Below are 15,093 nucleotides of genomic sequence, written 5' to 3'. Positions count from 1 at the left end.
CCAGGGGCCTTCTCGCGTCCGGCCCCCGCTCTTCGGAGGTTGGCCCGCCCTTCCCTTTCCTATCGAGAATCGATAGATTCCTATCGTGGTTCGATGGAAGGATGGGCGATGGGGAAGCTGACCGTGGCCGCGCTGCGCGGTGTGCTCGGGGTGGTGTTCGGCGGCACCGTGCTCGTGCAGGTGTTGATGGTGGTGGCCATGGTGACCAAGTCGGATGACGGGATGCTGCCGTTGACCGCGTTCCGGGTGATCACGCTGCTGGGGATGGCGGCAGGGCAGGTCGCGCTGGTCTGCGTGTGGCGGCTGGTGGCGATGGTGCGGCGGGGGACGGTGTTCTCCGATGCTGCGTTCCGGTACGTGGACGGGGTGATCGGGGCGGTGGTGGCGGTGGCCCTGCTCTGGTTCGCGGTCACGGCCGTCAATGCGCCGGGGCAGCGGGAGGATCCGGGGGGCACCGTGATCATGGGCGGGATCGGGTTGGCGATCCTGGGGGTCGCGCTGGTGGTGCTGGTGCTGCGGATGCTGCTCCGCCAGGCCGTCACGCGGGACCTTGAAGCCGCCGGGCTGCAGGCCGAGTTGGACGAGGTGATCTGATGTCGATCCTCGTCGACATCGACGTGATGCTGGCTCGGCGGAAGATGTCGGTGGGCGAGCTCGCGGACCGGGTCGGGATCACCCCCGCCAACCTGGCCGTCCTCAAGAACGGCCGGGCGAAGGCGGTGCGGTTCGCGACGCTCGCCGCGCTCTGCGAGGCGCTCGACTGCCAGCCGGGCGACCTGCTGCGCTGGGCGCCGGAGGAGTCGGAGGAGTCGGAGGAGGCCGTAGGGGCCGTGGGGGCATGATGCGGACGGTGGTGACGCTGACCGGCGGCGCCGGGGCCGGGAAGACGACCCTCGCGGCGGCCTTGGCGGCCGGGGCCGGCGCCGGTGGTGGGGCGGTGGTGCTGCACGGGGACGACTACTACTTCGGCGCGCCCGGGCGTGGGGTGTGGGTTCCGGATGAGGCGGGGGTGCCGCGACTGGACGTCGGGGATCCGCGGTCGCAGGACCTGGAGCGGCTGGCCAGGGACGTGGCAGCGGCGACGGCACCGGTGGTGGTCGTGGAGGGGCTGTTCGCGCGCATGGTGGCGACCGCGCCGGAAGTGGAGCGGCTCGACGTGTTCGTCGAGCTGGCGGCGGACCTGAGGCTGGCGCGGAAGATCCGGCGCAAGTGCGTGGACGGGGACTTCCCGGTCGAGGTGCTGCTGCGGAACTACCTGGAGAGCCGGCGCGAGGCCCACGCCCGGTACGTCGAACCGCTGCGCCGGGGCTGCCGGTTGGTGGTGGACGGCAGTCGGTCGGCCGAGGAGACCGCGCGGCTGGTGTGGGCAGCGGTGGGGCCGGGGCACGGACCGGCCGGGGGTTGAAGGCCCGGCCGGTGGATGAGCGCGATCAGGGGTGGTAGAGCTCGCTGATCGTGGTGATCCTGCCGGTGGCGTCGACCGTGATGTCGTACATGTTGCCGTAGCAGCTGTAGTCACCGGCGTCGCCGGGGTGGCCGGTGCAGGTGTTGATCTGCTGGAGCAGCCGGGCCAGCGGCACCTCGGTGGTCTTGACGCCGGTGGCCAGCAGGGTGGCCTTGGCGCCGGCCGCGAAGCGGTACTCGGTGTTGGGGGCCACGGCCTCGTAGTAGCCGTCGTCCGGGACGTCGGGGCCGCAGACGAACTTGGTCGCGTTGGCGCCGATCCGGTCCGGGGAGCCCCAGGCCACGGTCGCGTTGATCACCTTGTGGCCCGGGTGCTGGGCGTTGGCCGTGCAGTCGGCGCTCGGCTTGGCGGTGGCGCTCGGCTTGGTGCTGGTGCCCGGCTTGGCGGTGGCCCTGGTGGGCTTGGGGGTGGTCTGGCCGGCGCCCGCCGTCGTGCCGCCGGTGGGCGCGGAGACCGGCACGGCGGTGGCGGTGACCGTGGGAGCCGGGGCGGCGGCGGACTTGCCGTCCGAGGGCTGGGTGGGGTCGCAGGCGGTGAGGCTGAGGGTCAGCGCGGCGGTGGCGAGCGCGGCGGTGGCGAGGATGCGGCGAGCAGGCATGGCAGGAGTCCCCCAAGTGGTCGGGCCGCCGGGCGGTTCTCCGTCCGGCAGCCCTGTACACGTGGCCGGGCCGGGGCCGGGTTACCCCTGTTGCGAGCCTGTGACACGACGGGTCAGGCCCGTGACACGCCGAGTCCGGTCCGTGACCCGGCAGGCGACCTGACCGGTCAGCCCGCTTCGCCGAGGGTGCGCCGGACGGCCCGCTTCAGGTGTTCCTCGAACGGCTTCGCCGGGGCCGGGTTGAGCCGCAGCAGGGCCACCATGGTGGTGACCAGCACGTCGTAGAGCTCGCGCTCCACATCGGCCCAGGTGTGCGAGTGGCCCTTGCGGGGGTTGGCGCCCTGGGCACCGATCACGGCCTCGGCGGCCTCGCCGAACTCCTCGCCGATCTTCAGGATCTGGAGCAGCGTGCGCTGCTCGGGCGCCAGCGCACCGGTCTCGTCCAGCCGGACGGCGAGCCGCCGTACCTCGTCCCAGAGTTCCTCGGTCATCCGTCCACCCCTTCGGGAGCCCGCAGCCGGGCCGGTCGGCCCGAGGTGGCGGTCTACCCTGGCGGTGTGACGACGAACCAGAGTGCGGGGCCGGAGTTCGTGGTGGTGACCACGACCCACGAGAGCGAGCCACTGGCCCGGGAGTTGGCGGCGGCGGCCGTGGCCGAGCGGCTGGCGGCCTGTGCCCAGGTGTACCCGATCGGCTCGGTGTACCGCTGGGCCGGGGCGGTGGAGCAGGCCGAGGAGTGGCGGGTCGACTTCAAGACCCTGGCCGAACTCGCTGACGGTTTGGCCGAGTTCGTCACCGAGCGGCACTCGTACCAGACGCCGGAGCTGCTCGTGGTGCCGGTGCTCGGCGGCAGCGCGGCGTACCTGGACTGGCTGCGGACGGAGACCGCCGGGTCGGCCTGATGCCCCACGCGCCGGGCGCGGACAGGCGTCAGCCCCGGCCGTCGGGGGGAAGGCCGGGGCTGCGCAAGGCCGTTGGTGCTTCGCGGTACGTCGCGTCGCGTCGCGGTACGTCGCGGCGCGTTGCTTCGTGGTGCGGCGCGGTGCGATGGAATGCGTCGCAGGGTGGTGCGAGGGCCGGGTCGGCCGGACGGGCGCTGTGGTGCCGGGGAGGCCGGCGCTCAGTCCGGGCGCAGCCACTGGCCCCAGTGTGAGGAGGCCTCCTCGTCGCTGTCGGCGTCCGCCGGGCCTGCGGCACCTGCGACGCCGTCGGGGCCGAGGCAGTAAGGCGGGTCGCCCTCCTCGGTCTCGTCCTCCGGGTCGGTGACGAAGGTGTCCGTCCCGGCGATGACTCTTGGGATCTTGTCGCGTGGCATGTGTTCTCCCCTCCGGTCCAGCGTGGCAGAGGCTGACACTACCTTGCGTTACTAGGCATGTACACAGCGAATCGGTAAAGAAGTTCGGGAGCCGTCGGGTTTCGGTCATCCGGGCGGCCATCGGTGTCCCGACGGTGCCCGGCTGCTCCGATCAGGCGTGCTCGGCGGCCAGTTGACGCAGTGCCTCGACGGCCCGGTCGGCGTCCCCGGCGGCCACGAACAGGTGGTCGTGGTGGAAGCCGGCCACCACGTTGCAGCTGATGCCATGATCGGCCAGCCGGGTCGCCACGGCGGCGGTGAGGCCGACGGCCGCCAGGGCGGAGTGGATCTGCAGGGTGATCCAGGCGGCCACGTACTCGTACGGCAGCCCGAGCGAGTCGGCCTCCTCCTGGGCCAGCACGACGGTCGGCCCCTCGGCCTCCACCACCGTGACCACCGGCCGCAGCCCGGCCGGCACTCGGGCGGGCAGCGTGCAGTACACGTACCGCCCGGGGTTCAGTACGGGGTGCATCCCGCTGAGCAGCTTCCGCAGATCCTCTTCACCGGCCATGTCGGCCACCGTAGCCCGACTGCCCCGCCGCCAGGCGGGTTTGCCGCCGGGACGGGAGTGTCGTGTCGTAAGTCGGGCCCTGGTTCCGGCCTCGGCCTGGACTCGGGAAAGGGCCGAAAGCCGGTGTTTCGCTGCGGGGGGCACGGCTGTGTGCGATCGGTGCAAGGGCCCGGGTGATGCCGAGTCGGCGGTCCGTATTCGACTGCGGGTCAAGGGACTTCGCGCGCCATCGGGTGGGGGAGGGTGGCCGGGGGGCGGCGGGTGCGCAGCCGGAGCTCGGCGCCGGTGGCGGCCAGCAGGAGGGTCGCGGCGCCGGAGGCGGCGATCACGGTGTGCGGGGCGAAGGCGGCGGTGAGCGGGCCGCCGAGGGCGGTGCCCACCGGGGCGGCGGTGAGCAGGGCGCCGGTCCGGGTGGCCAGCATGGTGGTCAACTGGGCGGTGGGGGTGCGGTTCTGGAAGAGGGTGAAGGTCAGAGCGGTGAACGGCCCGTAGACCAGGCCGCCCATGCCGAAGCAGGTGACGGTGGCGGCGGCCGGGGCGCCGAACCCGAACGGCAGCAGGGTCAGGCCCCAGCCGGCCACGATCCCCAAGGTGACCGTCCAGAGCGGCAGTCGGCGCAGCAGCCCGGCGGCCAGCCCGCCGAGCACGGCGCCGGCGCCGAAGGCCGTCCAGTACGCGCCGAGCAGGCTCGCCTCGGCGTGCAGCTCGGTGGTGATGTGCAGCGGGAGGGCGACCTCGACCGGGCCGTAGAGGAAGTTGAAGGCCCAGGTGAGGGTCAGGATGCCGAGCAACTCCGGCTGGCGGCGCAGCAGTCGGAGTCCCTCGCCGCGCCGGGGCGGGGTCGGTGGCCCAGCCGGACCCGGTGCGGCGGCAGTGGTGGTGGAGCGGTGGGCGAGCAGTGCGAGGATCGCGAAGCTCGCGGCGTCGAGGCCGATCAGCCAGGCGGGGGAGAGCAGGGTGGCGAGCAGGCCGGCCGCCGCCGGGCCGAGCACGATGGCGGCCGAACTGCTCGCGCCGAGCAGCGCGTTGGCGGCCAGCCGGTGTTCGGGCGGCAGCACCTGGGCCACCAGGGAGTACCGTCCGGCGCTGCCCCAGGCGTGCAGCACGGAGGAGCCGGCCAACAGCGCGAGGTAGAGCGCGGGGTGCAGCGCGCCGGCCGCCCAGGCCAGCGGGACGGCCCCGAGCAGGACGGCCCGCAGCAGGCTGTCCGCCACCAGGAGCCGCCGCGGCGACCGGGCCCGCAGCCACCGCCCGAAGACCAGCGCCCCGACCACCCCGGGCAGCGCGTACGCGGCCACCGCCGCCCCCACGTACAGCCCGACCCGCCCGGCCGGCGCCACCGACAGCGCCAGCCAGGGCACGGCCACCATGCTCATCCCGTCCCCGAGGTCGGAGCCGGCCAACGCCGGCAGCAGCCGTCGGAACGAACGCTCCCGGGCCAGCGCCCGGTAGCCGGCGGGTATTCGAGCAGCCCGGGTGCCGGGCGAGGCAGAGGTGATCACCGGGAGAGCTTCCATCCTCAAGCCGCCTTGAAGTCAAGCCCGGGCCCACCGGCTCAAGGAGCCGACAGTCGCCGACTTACGGAATCCGTTGACGGGCGATAGTTAGCGATATATCGTCGAGTTATCGAGATGCCTCGCTGGGAGGCTTCCGACTGAAACATGAAGGTGGTGGTCCTCATGCGAGGACAGTTCCGTGGAGAAGGGCGTCGCCGTGGGCGGGGCCAGGAGACCGGCGGGTTCGCCGGTGGCCGGAGTGAGATGGGGGAGATGTTCGAGGGCCGGGGGGCCTTCGGGGGGTTCGGCGGGCCGCCGCGTGGGGGTGGGCCGTTCGGGCACGGCGGGTTCGGTGGGCGGCACGGCGGCGGCTTCGGGCCGCACGGGCGTGGCGGCGGCCGGGGCCGTGGCCGGGCCCGGCGGGGTGACGTGCGGGCCTCGCTGCTGGCGCTGCTGCGCGAGCGGCCGATGCACGGCTACGAGATGATCACCGAGATCGGCGAGCGGACCGGCGGGGCCTGGCGCCCGAGCCCGGGTTCGGTCTACCCGACCCTCCAGCTGCTGGAGGAGGAGGGGCTGATCAAGGCGCAGGAGGTGTCCGGCAAGCGGCTGTTCGAGCTGACCGAGACCGGGCGCGCCGAGGCCGAGGCCGGCGCGGAGTCGCCCTGGGAGGAGGCCGGCCGCGGGGTCGACTGGGAGGCGGTGCAGGAGGTCGCCCAGGCGCTCTCGGCCGTCGAGCACGCCGTCCGCCAGGTGATGACCACCGGCACGGAGGAGCAGCGGGCCAAGGGCCTGGCCGTCCTCACCGAGGCGAAGAAGAAGCTCTACCTGATCCTCGCCGAGGAGGGGTGAGCCCCGGAGGGCCCGTGGCCCGCCGCTGGTGCTACGAGGAGGCCTCGCGGTCGTACTCGTAGCGCCAGCGCCACCGCCCCTTGGGGTCGTACTCCTTGGCCCGGCGGTAGACCAGCGTCGCGGCCGGCGTCTCGCCGTGCGCCGGTACCGGTACCCGGTACACCTTCGGTACGTGGCCGAGCGTCGTCAGCAGGACGGCCAGCACCCTGCCGTCCAGGGGTCCGCCGTGGAATTCGGTGTCCGCGCTTCTCACCAGGTCAGCCTAGGCCCCCGCGCGAGTGTGACCGAAGCGGCACCGCCCCCGGTCATCCGGACCCCGCCCGCACCCTTATCCTGCTCTGTACGCCTCCGGGGTTCCCCGGGTCAGCGGGCCCCGTACTCCGTACCGTGACCCCGGGCGTCGGCCGTCCGGTGACCCCGGCTCCGGCCCGTGATTGAGACGCGTCGGGTCGTGCCCGGCCCCGGGAAGCAACGGGCCGGTTCGGGTGTTGCGTCGGTTGTTGCGTCCGTGACCGTGCCGCACCAGGCACGGTAACTGCAGGTGCGGAAGGGGCCCGATGGTAGCCAGCGGTAGGTGGACGGCCTGGTGGCAGCGGCGGGACCGGCAGGGTGCGAGACCCGTGACCGGCCTGGACGCGGCCGTTCGGCTGGATCAGCTGCTCGGTGCCGTGACCGCGGGCTTCCCGCTCGCGCCCGCCGCGCATCCCGCCGGGCACCGCTGTTCCTGCGACCGGGTGGGCTGTCCGGCCCCCGGTCAGCATCCGGTCTCCTTCGCCTGGCAGTCCCAGGCGACCACCGACCCCGAGCAGCTCTCGCGCTGGCTCTCGCGTGACCCGCAGGCGAACTTCGTGACCGCCACCGGCCGCGCCCACGACGTGCTCGACGTCCCGGCTGAGGCGGGCCGGCTGGCCCTGGAGCGGCTGGACGCGCTGGGCGTCGGCGGCCCGGTCGCCGCCGTCGGCGAGGACCGGTACCTCTTCTTCACCGCCACCAAGGGCACCCCGGCCGACGAGGACGAGTGGTGGCCCAGCGCGCTGGACTCCACCCCGGACACCATGTCCGAGCACCCCGGCCTGCGTTGGCACTGCCGCGGCTCCTACACCCTCGTCCCCCCGGCGGCCCTGCCGGACGGCTCCCAGGTGCGCTGGCTGCGCGGCCCCGAGCAGCCGCTGCCGGACGCGCTGCGGCTGCTCGACGTGCTGACCGACGCCTGCACCGAGGTGGGTGCCGTCGCCGAGGAGCAGTGGCTCATCGGCTGACGGGCACCCGTCGGAGCGATCACGGCAGGGTGAGGATCTCCGCGCCCTCGGCCGTGACGACCAGGGTGTGCTCGAACTGGGCGGTCCGCTTGCGGTCCTTGGTGACCACCGTCCAGCCGTCCGGCCAGATCTCGTAGTCGTAGGTGCCCAGGGTGAGCATCGGCTCGATGGTGAAGGTCATCCCGGGCTTGATCACCTCGGTGGCCCGCTCGCTGTCGTAGTGCGGCACGATCAGGCCGGAGTGGAACGAGGTGTTGATCCCGTGCCCGGTGAAGTCCCGCACCACGCCGTAGTCGAAGCGCTTGGCGTAGGACTCGATGACCCGCCCGATCACGTTGATCTGACGCCCCGGCTTGACCGCCTTGATCGCCCGGGCGAGTGACTCCTCGGTGCGCTCCACCAGCAGCCGCGACTCCTCGTCCACGTCCCCGCACAGGTAGGTGGCGTTGAGGTCGCCGTGCACGCCGTGGATGTAGGCGGTGGCGTCGATGTTGACGATGTCGCCGTCCTCGAGCACGGTCGAGTCCGGGATGCCGTGGCAGATCACCTCGTTGACCGAGGTGCAGATCGACTTGGGGAAGCCCCGGTACCCGAGGTCCGAGGGGTAGGCGCCGTGGTCGCACATGTACTCGTGCGCCACGGCGTCCAGCGCGTCGGTGGTGGTGCCCGGCCGGATCAGCTTGGCGGCCTCGGCCATCGCCTGCGCGGCGATCCGCCCGGCGATCCGCATCTTCTCGACGGTCTCGGCGGTCTGCACCTCGGGCCCGGTGTACGGGGTCGGCGCGGGCTTGCCGACGTACTCCGGGCGTGCGATGTGCGCGGGGACCTTGCGGATGGGCGACTGGACGCCGGGTACGAGAGCCATGCCCGCGATTCTATCGGCCGGGCCTGGTCCGACCCCGGCCGTGTGCGGTCGGCGCGGACCGGGAATGATCAAGAGCAGGGACGACCGATGGGAGTTGATCGCGATGCCGCTGGGCTTCGGCAAGAGCAAGCCGACCGGGCAGCCGGGGGAGTGGTACTGGTGCCTCAAGCACGCCAAGGTCGAGGAGGGCCCGGAGTGCGCGGCCAAGGACCGGCTCGGCCCGTACGCCACCCGTGAGGAGGCCGCCCGGGCCCTGGACACGGCGGCCGAGCGCAACGAGGAGTGGCGCGAGGAGGACTCCCGCTGGAACGGCGGAACCCCCGACCAGCCGAACGGCTGACCGGGGGCCCGGTGCGGTGAGGGCCCGTCAAGCCACCGCCGCACCAGGGGCAGCCGTCTCCGCGGCCTCCCCGGCCTCCCCGGCCTCCCCGGCTTCTGCGGCCTCCCCGGCTTCCGCAGCTTCGGCGGCCTCCGCCGCCTCGCGGCCGGCGCGGACGGCCAGCGCGTTGGGGTCGGTGCGCTTGTCCCAGGCGAGCATGGACGGGAGGGCGGCGGTGAGGCCGATCACGCCGACCACGCAGGCCAGGCCGCCGACCCAGACCGAGCCGCGGGCGCCGATCAGGCTGGCCATGCCGCCGGCCCGGACCTGGCCGAGCTGGGGGCCGACGGAGTAGCTGAGCAGCTCGACCCCGGCCAGGCGGCCCCGCAGCTCGTCCGGGATGGACTGGTTCCAGATGGTCGAGCGGGCGATGCCGCTGATCTGGTCGGCGCCGCCCGCCGCGGCCAGGCCGAGCAGCACCAGCCAGATGTTGCCGGAGAGGCCGGCCAGTGTCATCGCGGCGCCCCAGCCGAGGGCGGCCAGCACCAGCATCCGGCCGTGCCGGTGCACGTGCGAGGTCCAGCCCGAGGTGACCGAGACCAGCAGCGCGCCGACGGCCGAGGCGCCGTACAGCAGACCGAGGGCCCAGCCGGCGTCCAGGTCGGCCGCGAGGAACGGGAAGATCGCCACCGGGAAGGCGAAGAGCATCGCCACGATGTCGATCGCGTAGGTGCCGAGCAGGTCCTTGCGGCTCCAGGCGTACTGGACGCCGACCACGATCGACTTGACGGTGGGCCGCTCCGCGCCGGTGGCCGGCGGCACCGCCCGCAGCCGGGCGAGCAGCAGCAGCGACACCAGGAAGGTCGCCACGTCCAGCGCGTACGCGGTCTGCACGCCCGCCGTGGCCACGATCACGCCGGCCAGTGCCGGGCCGGCGACGGAGGCCGCGTTGCGGTAGAGCGAGAGCAGCGAGAAGGCCGCCGTCAGCTGGTCGTGCGGCACGATCCGGGGCGTCAGCGAATCCAGGGCCGGGCGCTGCAGGCCGTCCACGGCCGCGACCAGGGCGGCGACCACGTAGATCGGCCAGAGCACCGGGTGCGGCAGCAGCGCGTTGAGCAGCAGCAGCCCGGAGAGCAGCGCCAGGCCCGCCTCCGAGCAGAGCACCAGCTTGCGGCGGTCCAGCGCGTCGGCCAGCGCCCCGCCCCAGAGCCCGAAGACGATCAGCGGCACCAGCTCCACGGCGCCGATCAGACCCACGGCGAACGAGGACCCGGTCAGGTCCTTGATCTGCAGCGGCAGCGCCACGTACGTCAGGAAGCTGCCGAAGGCCGAGATGCAGCCGGAGCTCCAGAGGAGCCGGAAGTCGGGCGAGGAGCGCCAGGGGGTCAGGTCGGGTCGGATCTTGTGCAGCAGGGCACGCCAGGAGGCATCAGAAGTCATCGCCGGGCATCATCGGCTCCCGGCCGGCCGATCGGCAAGTGATTTAGCTGCACTACCAGGGGCGCGGGGAACTGCGCGAGTACGGAAGGAGCCGACCCCGGCCCGGTCGCCGACCGGCAGTGGCACCCGCAACGTCCCACCGCACCAGGGTTCACCATCTGCTCAACGGAGCCGCCGTCAGGCGAGCCAGCAGCCCTGGCGGCTTCGCGCCCGCCGCCGTGCTGACCAGGTGCTGAACGAGGTCGAAGGGCTCGCCGCCCGCCCCCGGCACGGTGAGGCGCTCGTGGGCCAGGCCGGCCAGCTCGCGGTCGCCGGTGTCCAGGGCGAGCAGGGTGGCGCCGCTGCGGCGGGCGTCCTGGAGGCGTTCGAGCAGCGGGTCGTCGGTGCGCTCGGGGGCCACCACCAGCAGGGTGGCGCCCCGGCGGGCGGTGGCCAGCCGGGTGAGGCCGTGGCCGAGGTGGGCGGGCGCGCCGGGCGGCACGTGGTGGCGCAGCAGGGTCGGGGCCAGGCCCGGCACGCCGGACCAGGCGGCCTCGTCGTCCAGGTGGGCGGCCAGGTGCCAGGGCTCGTGCCGCTCGGTGCCGACCAGCAGCAGCGGCTCGGCGCCGCGCCGGCCGACCGCCCGCCGCAGCGCTCCGCCGAACGCCCCGGCGGCCTCCAGCCAGCCCGTCCCGGCCAGGCGGTCGCGTAGTGCTGAAACTCTCACGGCGTCCATGCGGTTCAGCATGCTCCTGCGCGGCGCGTTTTGGCAGGATCTCCCCCATGAGTACCCACGATTCAGTGACCGTCAGCAGCCCTGCCCACGAAGCCCCCGACGTCTCCGGCCTGGTGGTCGGCGTGCTGGGCGGCACCGGCGACCAGGGCCGCGGCCTGGCCTACCGGCTGGCCAAGGCCGGGCAGCAGGTGGTCATCGGCTCCCGGACGGCCGAGCGGGCCGAGGCCGCCGCCGCCGAGCTGGGCCTCGGCGTGCGCGGCGCCGACAACGCGACCTGCGCCCGGGAGAGCGACGTGGTGATCGTCGCGGTGCCGTGGGAGGGCCACGCGGCCACCCTCACCGCGCTGCGCGCCGAGCTCGCGGGCAAGATCGTGGTCGACTGCGTCAACCCGCTGGGCTTCGACAAGCAGGGCGCCTACGCGCTCAAGCCCGAGGAGGGCAGCGCCGCGCAGCAGGCGGCGGCCCTGCTGCCGGACTCGCGGGTCACCGCGGCCTTCCACCACCTCTCGGCGGTGCTGCTCCAGGACGAGGCGGTGGCCGAGATCGACACCGACGTACTGGTGCTCGGCGAGGACCGCGAGGCCACCGACGTGGTCCGGGCGCTCGCGGGCCGGATCCCCGGCATGCGCGGCATCTTCGCCGGCCGCCTGCGCAACGCCCACCAGGTGGAGGCGCTGGTGGCCAACCTGATCTCGGTCAACCGCCGCTACAAGGCCCACGCGGGCCTGCGGGTCACCGACGTCTGAGCCCCGGCCCTCGGTTCCTGTGTACACGGAAGGCCCCCTGGTGCGGAACCGGGCGGGCCTTCCGTGACAATGGGGGACGACACTTCCGGACCTAGGAGCCACTTCCATGCCCCGCAACGCCCTGATGGCCTCGATCATCTTCGTCCTGGCACTGACGGCCGCCGTGGTCTCCTTCGTCGAGGGCAACTGGTTCGGCGTGGTCTGGGTGCTGCTGGCCGGCGTGGCCAGCAACATCGCCTGGTTCTACCTGCGCCGCGAGCGCCAGGAGCGGGCCGCCGCCGAGCGTCAGTAGCAGCCCCCGGGCACCCGCTACTGGCCGTTGTCGCTCTGGCTCGGCTGCGGGTCGGGGCTGCCCGACTGGCCGGAGGCGGGGGGCTGAGGGGTGGAGAGGTCGGGCACGCCGGTGAAGTCCTGGGCCGGGGTACCGGCCAGGGCGCCGCTCATCGCGTCCTGCCAGATCGGCCCGGCCAGGGTGCCGCCGAAGGCCTGGTCCACCCAGTGGCCGCCGATCTTCTGGCCGTCCAGCGAGGTCGGCGCGTCGGTGTCGCTGACCACGGTGGCGCCGGCCAACTCCGGGGTGTAGCCCACGAACCAGACCTGCTTGCCCGCGTTGGTGGTGCCGGTCTTGCCCGCGCTCGGCCGGTCCGAGAGCCCGGCCTCCGCGCCGGTGCCGTCCTCGACCACGCCCTTGAGCAGCCCGGTGATGGTGTCGGCGGTCTTGGCCGACATCGCCTCGGTGCAGGCGGACTTGGGCACGTTCAGCTGCTTGCCGTCGGCCGTGGTCACCGAGGTGATCGCGCTCGGCGCGCAGTAGGTGCCGTGCGCGGCGAAGGTCGCGTAGACGCTCGCCATCTCCAGCGGGGTCAGGTCGTTGGAGCCGAGCGTCATCGACTGCACCACCTGGAGCGGCTCGCCGCCGGCCTGCTGGGTGATGCCCATCTTGTTGGCCAGCTGGGAGACGTTGCAGAGCCCGGCGTCGGCCTCCAGGGCGGCGAAGTAGGTGTTCACGGACTTGGCCATGGCCGGGCCCATGGTGAACGGGCCGGTCAGGCTCTTGGCGTCGTTGTGCACCTCGCCGCCCTCCTTGAGCACCCCGCCGCTGCAGGTGGTCATCCGCGGCCACGGCATGCTGTACGGGGAGTCGTAGGACTGCGAGGGGTCGATCCCGTTCTCCAGCGCGGCCGCCGCCACGATCGGCTTGAAGGTCGAGCCGGTCGGGAAGCCGAGCCCGCCGCCCATCGCCTTGGTCACGTTCAGGTTGATCGAGGTCTGGTGGGCGTTCAGCCCGTACGGGCGGCTCTGGCCCATCGCGAGGATCTTGCCGGTGCCAGGCTGCACCACCGTCATCGCGGTGGCCGCCTTGTCGGTGGCGTACACGTGGCTGGTCACCGAGTCCTGCAGGGCCGACTGCGCCTTCGGGTCGAGGGTGGTGTGGATCTGCAGGCCGCCGCGCTTCCAGAGCGCCTGCCGCTCGGCGTTGGAGGCGCCGAAGGCCGGGTCACTGGTGACGATCTTCTTCACGTAGTCGCAGAAGAAGCCCTCGCCGTTCTGCGCGGTGATGCAGCCCTGCTGCGGCCGGGTCACGCTGAGCGTGACGGGCGTGGCGATCGCCTGGTCGGCCTGGGCCTTGGTGATCGAGCCGTACTCGGCCATCTTGCGCAGCACCGTGTCCCGGCGCTCCTTGGCCGTCTTCGGGTTGGCGATCGGGTCGTAGCCGCTGGGCGACTGCACCAGACCGGCCAGCAGCGCCGCCTGCGGCAGCGAGAGGTCCTTGGCGTGCACGCTGAAGTACCGCCGGGCGGCGGCCTCGATGCCGTAGGCCTGCTCGCCGAAGAAGGTGATGTTCAGGTAGTTGGTCAGGATCTGGTCCTTGGTCAAGGTCTCCTCGACCTTGATCGCGTACTTCATCTCCTTGACCTTGCGGCCGAGGTTCTGCGCCTGGGCGGCCAGCACGGCCTTCTGGTCGTCGCCGGCCTCGTCCACGAAGACGTTCTTCACGTACTGCTGGGTCAGCGTCGAGGCGCCCTGGCTGACCCCGCCGCCGGCGGCGTTCTTGTCGATCGCCCGGAGGATGCCCTTCAGGTCGACGGCGCCGTGCTGGTAGAAGCGGTTGTCCTCGATGTCGACCAGGGCCTGCTTCATCACCGGGGCGATCTGGTCGCTCGGCACCACCGTGCGGTCACGGTCGAAGACCGTGGCGATCACGTTGCCCGCCGCGTCGTAGACCGTGGAGGACTGCGAGAGCGGCGGGGTGGTGAAGTCGTCGGGGAGGCTGTTGAAGTCGGATATCGCGTCCTTGGTCCCCAGCCCCACACTGCCCACGGCGGGCAGCGCGAGACCGGCGGTGATCACACCCGCCACGACACTGATGGCGACCAGCTTGCCGGCGAGCCCGAGCTTCTGGGTGGCGGAGGGGCGGTTCGACGAAGGCATACCGTCGAGCGTATGCACTCGATCTGAGAAAAGGGGGCGATCCGCAGGGCCCCTCTGTCACAGCCTTGCGACAGTGTCAGGCCGGGTGGGTTCAGCTCTCCCAGAAGCGGAACAGCTGGTAGCCGGCTCCCACCAGCCCGGATTCGACGCCGACCAGGTCCATCACCCAGAGCACCAGTCGCAGGAAGTAGCCGCCCAGCGGCGACTGCCAGAGCAGCACGAACAGGGCCAGCATCCCGTACGGCGCGAACGGCTCCACCGCGCGGCGGGTCTTCCAGGAGAGCCACGGCTCGAGGATCCCGTACCCGTCCAGGCCGGGCACCGGCAGCAGGTTGAGCACCGCGGCGGTCAGCTGGAGGTAGCCGAGGAAGGCGAAGGCCACCTGGAGGTAGGTCTCCTGGTACTGGTGGTCGTCGACCACCACCTGCGGCGAGATCAGGTCGAACCAGCCCAGGCCCACCGGCAGCAGGAACACCAGCGCCAGCACCACGTTGACCAGCGGGCCGGCGGCCGAGATCAGGCTGTGCTTGAGCCGGCCCTGGATCCGGTGCCGCTCGATGTAGACGGCCCCGCCGGGGAGGCCGATCCCGCCCAGGATCACGAACACGATCGGCAGCACGAAGCTGAACAGCGCGTTCGCGTACTTGAAGGGGTTGAGGGTCAGGTACCCCTTGGCGCCCACGGTCAGGTCACCGCCGTGCAGCGCGGTGCGGGCGTGCGCGTACTCGTGCAGGCAGAGCGAGACCATCCACCCCGAGACCACGAAGAGGAAGATCCCCAGCCGCGCGTTCCCGTACCCGTTCCCGACCGCCAGTCCGGACGTCACCAGGGTGGCCAGCAGCACCCAGAACACCGGGCTGATCCGGCTCTCCTCGCTCCGCGAGCGCTCCGTGTCGGCAAAGGTCATGGTGCGGGGCTCCGAGCATTAGAGAGGGCAGGACGGACCCCCGATGATGCCGGGCCCCCGTGTCCGGCGGCAACCGTCGAGGTGTCCACCGCCTGTCCACTTCCCCGCCACCGTCACCGGGCGGCGGGCTCGT

Annotated in this window: 20 protein-coding genes; 9 read left to right on the top strand and 11 right to left on the bottom strand. The window is 72.6% G+C overall.

Going from position 1 to position 15,093, the window contains the following annotated elements; translation table 11 throughout:
* Positions 1-108 precede the first annotated feature (108 nt).
* Genes CFP65_RS10590 through CFP65_RS10580 form a run of 3 tightly spaced genes read left to right on the top strand, consistent with a single transcriptional unit; the run spans position 109 to position 1,405 of the window.
* Entirely contained in the window at positions 109-594 is a 486-nt protein-coding gene (locus CFP65_RS10590; protein WP_104815868.1) for a DUF2975 domain-containing protein, read from the top strand.
* A complete protein-coding gene (locus tag CFP65_RS10585; RefSeq protein ID WP_104815867.1) occupies positions 594-842 on the top strand; it encodes a helix-turn-helix transcriptional regulator in 249 nt (82 codons plus the stop codon). Before CFP65_RS10590 ends, CFP65_RS10585 begins: the two co-directional genes overlap by 1 nt.
* Positions 843-850: 8 nt before the next feature.
* Positions 851-1,405, top strand: a complete 555-nt coding sequence (locus CFP65_RS10580; protein ID WP_254552326.1) for a hypothetical protein — start codon at positions 851-853, stop codon at positions 1,403-1,405.
* 25 nt (positions 1,406-1,430) lie between these two features.
* Here the strand turns inward: CFP65_RS10580 and CFP65_RS10575 are convergent, their stop codons facing one another.
* Together CFP65_RS10575 and CFP65_RS10570 are read right to left on the bottom strand one after the other, a co-directional pair.
* Entirely contained in the window at positions 1,431-2,063 is a 633-nt protein-coding gene (locus CFP65_RS10575; protein ID WP_104815865.1) for a hypothetical protein, read from the bottom strand.
* Positions 2,064-2,230: 167 nt separating this feature from the next.
* On the bottom strand, positions 2,231-2,554 hold the full coding sequence (locus CFP65_RS10570; protein WP_104815864.1) for a MazG-like family protein: 324 nt from the start codon (positions 2,552-2,554) through the stop codon (positions 2,231-2,233).
* Positions 2,555-2,620: 66 nt separating this feature from the next.
* Between CFP65_RS10570 and cutA the strand changes: the two genes are divergently transcribed.
* Complete coding sequence (gene cutA / locus CFP65_RS10565) at positions 2,621-2,965, top strand: divalent-cation tolerance protein CutA (protein ID WP_104820771.1); 345 nt, start codon at positions 2,621-2,623, stop codon at positions 2,963-2,965.
* 218 nt (positions 2,966-3,183) lie between these two features.
* Here the strand turns inward: cutA and CFP65_RS10560 are convergent, their stop codons facing one another.
* The 3 genes from CFP65_RS10560 to CFP65_RS10550 form a co-directional block, all read right to left on the bottom strand.
* Positions 3,184-3,378, bottom strand: a complete 195-nt coding sequence (locus CFP65_RS10560) for a hypothetical protein (RefSeq protein WP_104815863.1) — start codon at positions 3,376-3,378, stop codon at positions 3,184-3,186.
* Positions 3,379-3,529: 151 nt separating this feature from the next.
* Positions 3,530-3,928 carry an ACT domain-containing protein gene (locus CFP65_RS10555; RefSeq protein ID WP_104815862.1) on the bottom strand — a complete coding sequence of 133 codons (399 nt, stop codon included), beginning with the start codon at positions 3,926-3,928 and terminating at the stop codon, positions 3,530-3,532.
* 209 nt (positions 3,929-4,137) lie between these two features.
* Positions 4,138-5,445, bottom strand: a complete 1,308-nt coding sequence (locus CFP65_RS10550; protein WP_104815861.1) for an MFS transporter — start codon at positions 5,443-5,445, stop codon at positions 4,138-4,140.
* A 144-nt stretch (positions 5,446-5,589) separates the two neighbouring features.
* Here CFP65_RS10550 and CFP65_RS10545 point away from each other — a divergent pair, with 144 nt between their 5' ends.
* Positions 5,590-6,276, top strand: coding sequence for a PadR family transcriptional regulator (locus CFP65_RS10545; RefSeq protein WP_371682398.1), 687 nt, complete (start codon positions 5,590-5,592; stop codon positions 6,274-6,276).
* 31 nt (positions 6,277-6,307) lie between these two features.
* On the opposite strand, the gene CFP65_RS10540 is transcribed toward CFP65_RS10545, so the two are convergent.
* Positions 6,308-6,529: a hypothetical protein gene (locus tag CFP65_RS10540; RefSeq protein ID WP_254552325.1), complete on the bottom strand. Its 222-nt coding sequence runs from the start codon at positions 6,527-6,529 to the stop codon at positions 6,308-6,310.
* Between the two features lie 304 nt (positions 6,530-6,833).
* Between CFP65_RS10540 and CFP65_RS10535 the strand changes: the two genes are divergently transcribed.
* Positions 6,834-7,535 (top strand): bifunctional DNA primase/polymerase, encoded by a 702-nt coding sequence (locus tag CFP65_RS10535; protein ID WP_104815858.1) that lies wholly within the window; start codon positions 6,834-6,836, stop codon positions 7,533-7,535.
* A gap of 19 nt (positions 7,536-7,554) precedes the next feature.
* Here the strand turns inward: CFP65_RS10535 and map are convergent, their stop codons facing one another.
* Positions 7,555-8,400: a type I methionyl aminopeptidase gene (gene map / locus CFP65_RS10530; protein WP_371682397.1), complete on the bottom strand. Its 846-nt coding sequence runs from the start codon at positions 8,398-8,400 to the stop codon at positions 7,555-7,557.
* Between the two features lie 64 nt (positions 8,401-8,464).
* On the opposite strand from map, the gene CFP65_RS10525 reads away from it, so the two are divergent.
* Entirely contained in the window at positions 8,465-8,740 is a 276-nt protein-coding gene (locus tag CFP65_RS10525) for a hypothetical protein (RefSeq protein WP_371682396.1), read from the top strand.
* 27 nt (positions 8,741-8,767) lie between these two features.
* Here CFP65_RS10525 and CFP65_RS10520 read toward each other — a convergent pair whose 3' ends face one another.
* Positions 8,768-10,159 carry an MFS transporter gene (locus CFP65_RS10520; RefSeq protein ID WP_104815856.1) on the bottom strand — a complete coding sequence of 464 codons (1,392 nt, stop codon included), beginning with the start codon at positions 10,157-10,159 and terminating at the stop codon, positions 8,768-8,770.
* A 151-nt stretch (positions 10,160-10,310) separates the two neighbouring features.
* Positions 10,311-10,874 (bottom strand): hypothetical protein, encoded by a 564-nt coding sequence (locus tag CFP65_RS10515; RefSeq protein WP_254552324.1) that lies wholly within the window; start codon positions 10,872-10,874, stop codon positions 10,311-10,313.
* 47 nt (positions 10,875-10,921) lie between these two features.
* On the opposite strand from CFP65_RS10515, the gene npdG reads away from it, so the two are divergent.
* Both npdG and CFP65_RS10505 read left to right on the top strand, forming a co-directional pair.
* Positions 10,922-11,620, top strand: a complete 699-nt coding sequence (gene npdG / locus CFP65_RS10510) for an NADPH-dependent F420 reductase (RefSeq protein WP_104815854.1) — start codon at positions 10,922-10,924, stop codon at positions 11,618-11,620.
* Positions 11,621-11,726: 106 nt separating this feature from the next.
* The gene (locus tag CFP65_RS10505) at positions 11,727-11,912 is read left to right on the top strand and encodes a hypothetical protein (protein WP_104815853.1); all 186 of its coding nucleotides are present in this window, start codon (positions 11,727-11,729) and stop codon (positions 11,910-11,912) included.
* Positions 11,913-11,929: 17 nt separating this feature from the next.
* Here CFP65_RS10505 and CFP65_RS10500 read toward each other — a convergent pair whose 3' ends face one another.
* Together CFP65_RS10500 and CFP65_RS10495 are read right to left on the bottom strand one after the other, a co-directional pair.
* Positions 11,930-14,053 carry a transglycosylase domain-containing protein gene (locus tag CFP65_RS10500; RefSeq protein WP_104815852.1) on the bottom strand — a complete coding sequence of 708 codons (2,124 nt, stop codon included), beginning with the start codon at positions 14,051-14,053 and terminating at the stop codon, positions 11,930-11,932.
* Between the two features lie 91 nt (positions 14,054-14,144).
* Positions 14,145-14,960: a site-2 protease family protein gene (locus CFP65_RS10495; protein WP_104815851.1), complete on the bottom strand. Its 816-nt coding sequence runs from the start codon at positions 14,958-14,960 to the stop codon at positions 14,145-14,147.
* Between the last annotated feature and the right edge of the window lie 133 nt (positions 14,961-15,093).

The organism is Kitasatospora sp. MMS16-BH015, assembly GCF_002943525.1.
Taxonomy (GTDB): Bacteria; Actinomycetota; Actinomycetes; order Streptomycetales; family Streptomycetaceae; genus Kitasatospora.
This window is presented reverse-complemented; position numbering and strand designations above follow the sequence as displayed.

Excerpts from the sequence above, each read along its gene's own strand:
- CFP65_RS10515 (WP_254552324.1), bottom strand. The coding sequence starts at position 10,874 with ATGGACGCCGTGAGAGTTTCAGCACTACGCGACCGCCTGGCCGGGACG.
- CFP65_RS10550 (WP_104815861.1), bottom strand. The coding sequence starts at position 5,445 with ATGGAAGCTCTCCCGGTGATCACCTCTGCCTCGCCCGGCACCCGGGCT.
- CFP65_RS10535 (WP_104815858.1), top strand. The coding sequence starts at position 6,834 with ATGGTAGCCAGCGGTAGGTGGACGGCCTGGTGGCAGCGGCGGGACCGG.
- CFP65_RS10545 (WP_371682398.1), top strand. The coding sequence starts at position 5,590 with ATGAAGGTGGTGGTCCTCATGCGAGGACAGTTCCGTGGAGAAGGGCGT.
- CFP65_RS10505 (WP_104815853.1), top strand. The coding sequence starts at position 11,727 with ATGCCCCGCAACGCCCTGATGGCCTCGATCATCTTCGTCCTGGCACTG.
- CFP65_RS10575 (WP_104815865.1), bottom strand. The coding sequence starts at position 2,063 with ATGCCTGCTCGCCGCATCCTCGCCACCGCCGCGCTCGCCACCGCCGCG.
- CFP65_RS10520 (WP_104815856.1), bottom strand. The coding sequence starts at position 10,159 with ATGACTTCTGATGCCTCCTGGCGTGCCCTGCTGCACAAGATCCGACCC.
- CFP65_RS10585 (WP_104815867.1), top strand. The coding sequence starts at position 594 with ATGTCGATCCTCGTCGACATCGACGTGATGCTGGCTCGGCGGAAGATG.
- map (WP_371682397.1), bottom strand. The coding sequence starts at position 8,400 with ATGGCTCTCGTACCCGGCGTCCAGTCGCCCATCCGCAAGGTCCCCGCG.
- CFP65_RS10555 (WP_104815862.1), bottom strand. The coding sequence starts at position 3,928 with ATGGCCGGTGAAGAGGATCTGCGGAAGCTGCTCAGCGGGATGCACCCC.
- CFP65_RS10560 (WP_104815863.1), bottom strand. The coding sequence starts at position 3,378 with ATGCCACGCGACAAGATCCCAAGAGTCATCGCCGGGACGGACACCTTC.
- CFP65_RS10500 (WP_104815852.1), bottom strand. The coding sequence starts at position 14,053 with ATGCCTTCGTCGAACCGCCCCTCCGCCACCCAGAAGCTCGGGCTCGCC.
- CFP65_RS10570 (WP_104815864.1), bottom strand. The coding sequence starts at position 2,554 with ATGACCGAGGAACTCTGGGACGAGGTACGGCGGCTCGCCGTCCGGCTG.
- npdG (WP_104815854.1), top strand. The coding sequence starts at position 10,922 with ATGAGTACCCACGATTCAGTGACCGTCAGCAGCCCTGCCCACGAAGCC.
- CFP65_RS10525 (WP_371682396.1), top strand. The coding sequence starts at position 8,465 with ATGATCAAGAGCAGGGACGACCGATGGGAGTTGATCGCGATGCCGCTG.
- CFP65_RS10495 (WP_104815851.1), bottom strand. The coding sequence starts at position 14,960 with ATGACCTTTGCCGACACGGAGCGCTCGCGGAGCGAGGAGAGCCGGATC.
- CFP65_RS10590 (WP_104815868.1), top strand. The coding sequence starts at position 109 with ATGGGGAAGCTGACCGTGGCCGCGCTGCGCGGTGTGCTCGGGGTGGTG.